This window comes from Saliniramus sp. (assembly GCF_035311605.1).
Lineage (GTDB): Bacteria > Pseudomonadota > Alphaproteobacteria > Rhizobiales > Beijerinckiaceae > Saliniramus.
Genome location: NZ_DATGCW010000178.1, coordinates 1 through 3,702, shown reverse-complemented (window position 1 = coordinate 3,702; position 3,702 = coordinate 1). Strand labels below are relative to the sequence as shown.

The 3,702-nt window shown below is 62.3% G+C and carries 3 protein-coding genes; 2 read left to right on the top strand and 1 reads right to left on the bottom strand.

Annotated features, from left to right (window positions below; genetic code table 11):
* On the bottom strand, positions 1-1,093 hold a 1,093-nt coding region (locus VKP01_RS08260; RefSeq protein ID WP_324411675.1), incomplete at its 3' end, for an MFS transporter.
* Between the two features lie 434 nt (positions 1,094-1,527).
* Between VKP01_RS08260 and VKP01_RS08255 the strand changes: the two genes are divergently transcribed.
* A complete protein-coding gene (locus VKP01_RS08255; protein WP_324411674.1) occupies positions 1,528-3,474 on the top strand; it encodes a PrkA family serine protein kinase in 1,947 nt (648 codons plus the stop codon).
* Between the two features lie 33 nt (positions 3,475-3,507).
* Positions 3,508-3,702: DUF444 family protein (locus VKP01_RS08250; protein ID WP_324411673.1), on the top strand; the 195-nt coding region annotated here is incomplete at its 3' end.

The window sequence follows — 3,702 nt, the reverse complement described above, 5'->3', positions numbered from 1 at the left end:
CGACGGCGGTGAAGAGAAAAAGCCCGGCAGGGCCGGCGAGGTTCATCACCCCGGCGGCGAGAAGCGGCCCCAGCGTGGCGCCGGCGGAATAGGTCAGCACCAGCCCGCCGCTGGCCGCGATCCGCTCCTCGCGTTCGAGGTGGTCATTGGTATGGGCCACGCAGAGCGGATAGAGCACGAAGGCGATACCGCCGAACACCGCGCCGAGGATCAGCAGTGCAATCTGGCCGCCTGCGGGTGCTGCGATCATCGCCACAGAGGTCAACGCGCCGGCAATGATCACGCCGACGATGACGAGGCGCCGGTCGATCAGATCGGACAGGCGCCCGACGGGCCATTGCAGGATCACGCCGCCGAAGATGATGGCGCTCATGAACCACGCCGTCTGCCTCAGATCAAAACCGATCCCCGAGGCGTAGACCGGCGCCAGCGCATAGATCGCGCCGATCACCAGTCCCGAGGAGATGCAGCCGAAGATCCCGAGCGGGGATGCCTCGTAGAGGCGCCTGAAGCTCAGCGAAGCGATATCCGGCAGAAGCGGTGGCGCCATCCGCGTCATCGCCACCGGCACGGCGGCGAGGCTGAGCACCACCCCCATCATGATGAAGAGCAGAAAGCCGGTCTCGTCCGGCACGCCGATCATGAACTGGCCGGCGGACTGGGCGAGATACATGCAGCTCATGTAGCTGGCGAGCAGCGCGCCGCGATTCTGCGTCGTGGCAGAGTCGTTGAGCCAGCTTTCGATGCAGACGAACAGGCCGGCCATGCAGAATCCCTGCACGAAGCGCAGCACCGCCCACGGAATCGGATCGAGATAGACCGGATAGGCCAGCGTGCTCGCTGTCACAATCGCCGTGAAAGCAGCGAAGGCGCGGATATGACCGATGCGCGTGACAATGCGGAAGGTCTGCAGCGAGCCGAGCGTCAGCCCGCCGAAATAGGCCGCCATGACGAGGCCGATAATCGGCGTCGCCACCTCCGCCTCGTTCATGCGGATGCCGAGGATTGTCCCGAGCGGCCCCGACCCGGCCATCAGCAGGATGGTTGCGACCAGAAGGACGAGGACCGGGCGCAGCGCGTCTTTGAAGGCCATGATGGTGATGCTTTGTCGCAGGAGTTCGAGGCAGGCCGGGTGCCTGTACGGTGTGGCGGATTTGCGGCATCGGCAAGCCTTTTCGCAAGCGAATCCCGAAAGCTCCAAACGGTTTTCGTAGCTGGCTTTGAGGGCGATCATCGCGTGCGCGATCCGGATGGCGTGCCGACGCGATTTCCCGGTGAAGCGCGTAAATTTTGAGCAACCTTAAAGTGCAATTTGCGCAAGCGCCGCCTGTTTATCCGCCATGCTCCGGATGGCATTTCATATGTTTCGTGCCAAACTGATGGTTCGAGACGAATCGGTCTGGAGCCGATTCCGTTTCAGGGACGCCTGCGACGTGATGTGATCTGGCTCCTGCCGCATTTGCCGGGCAACCTGTCTGTGAATCAGCAGGTTAGCTGAGGAATGTGACGCTTGATGGAGGCAGATGCATGTATCCGAGCGACGACCTCTTCTCCTCCTTCGCCCGCAGTTACGAAGCGCGGCGCGAAACGGAAATGTCCCTGTCCGACTATCTGGAAGGCTGCCGGGACGAGCCGATGATGTATGCCAGCGCGCCCGAGCGGATCCTGGCGGCGATCGGCGAACCGGAGATGGTCGATACCTCCCGGGATTCCCGGCTCGGGCGTATCTTCATGAACCGCACCATCCGCGTCTATCCCGCCTTCGCCGAGTTCTACGGCATGGAAGAGACGATCGAGCGCATCGTCTCCTTTTTCCGCCATGCGGCGCAGGGGCTGGAGGAGCGCAAGCAGATCCTCTACCTGCTCGGCCCGGTCGGCGGCGGCAAATCTTCGTTGGCAGAGCGCCTCAAGGCGCTGATGGAAGTGCACCCGATCTACGTTCTCAAGGCCGGCAACGAGATCAGCCCGGTCTTCGAGAGCCCGCTCGGCCTGTTCGATCCGGAACGGATGGGTGAGCAGATCGAGGAGCGCTACGGCATTCCGCGCCGGCGCCTGACCGGGCTGATGAGTCCCTGGGCGCTCAAGCGGCTCGACGAGTTCGGCGGCGACATTTCGCGCTTCAAGGTGGTGAAGGTGAACCCCTCGCGCCTGCGCCAGATCGGCATCGCCAAGACAGAGCCGGGCGACGAGAACAACCAGGACATCTCCTCCCTCGTCGGCAAGGTTGATATCCGCAAGCTCGAGACGCTCTCGCAGAACGATCCGGACGCCTATTCCTATGCGGGCGGGCTCAACCGGGCCAATCAGGGCATGCTCGAATTCGTCGAGATGTTCAAGGCGCCGATCAAGATGCTGCATCCGCTGCTCACCGCGACGCAGGAAGGCAACTATGTCGGCACCGAGAATATCGGTGCGATCCCCTTCCAGGGCATCATCATGGCCCATTCCAACGAGGCGGAATGGCAGAGCTTCAAGACCAACAAGAACAACGAAGCCTTCATTGATCGCATCTACGTGATCAAGGTACCGTATTGTCTGCGCGTAACGGAAGAGGAGCAGATCTATGACAAGCTGATCCGCACCTCCGAGCTGGCCGAAGCGCCCTGCGCACCGGGCACCCTGGAGATGCTGGCGCGTTTCGCGGTGCTCTCACGCCTGCGCGAACACGAGAATTCCAACGCGTTCTCGAAAATGCGTGTCTATGACGGCGAGAGCCTGAAGGAGGTGGATCCGCGCGCCCGCTCGATCCAGGAATACCGCGACGCGGCCGGGGTCGACGAGGGTATGGACGGGATCTCCACCCGCTTCGCCTTCAAGGTGCTCGCCGCCACCTACAACCACGACACCACCGAGATCGCGGCCGATCCGGTGCATCTGATGTATGTGCTGGAGCAGACCGTGCGGCGCGAGCAGCTGCCGGACGAGCAGGAAAAGCGCTATATCGAGTTCATCAAGGCCGAACTCGGGCCGCGCTATGCCGAATTCATCGGCAACGAGATTCAGAAGGCCTATCTGGAGAGCTATCACGATTACGGGCAGAACGTGTTCGACCGCTATGTCGATTACGCCGATGCCTGGATCGAGGATCAGGATTTCAAGGATCCCGATACCGGGCAGCTGCTGAACCGCGAACTGCTCAACCAGGAGCTCACCAAGATCGAGAAGCCCGCGGGCATCGCCAATCCGAAGGACTTCCGCAACGAGGTGGTCAAGTTCTCGCTGCGCTCGCGGGCCAGCCACGGGGGCAAGAACCCGTCCTGGACCTCTTATGAGAAGATCCGTGAGGTCATCGAGCGGCGGATGTTCAGCCAGGTCGAGGATCTCCTGCCGGTGATCTCCTTCGGTTCGAAGAAGGATAGCGAGAGCGAGAAGAAACACAGTGAGTTCGTCGACCGGATGACAGAGCGCGGTTACACCGAGCGTCAGGTCCGTCGGCTCGTCGAGTGGTACATGCGTGTGAAACAGGCGGGCTGACCTAAGGGAAAGTCCGCGAAACGGGGCGACCGGATGCATATTGTCGATCGCCGCCTCAATCCCGGCGGCAAGAGTCTCGCCAATCGTCAGCGCTTTCTCAGGCGGGCGAAAGCCTTGGTCAAACGCGCGGTTCGCGACACCACCCGCGACCGTTCGATCCGCGATGTGGAGAGCGGTGGAGAGGTCTCGATCCCCGGCGAGGGCGTGCGCGAGCCGCGCTTCCACCGC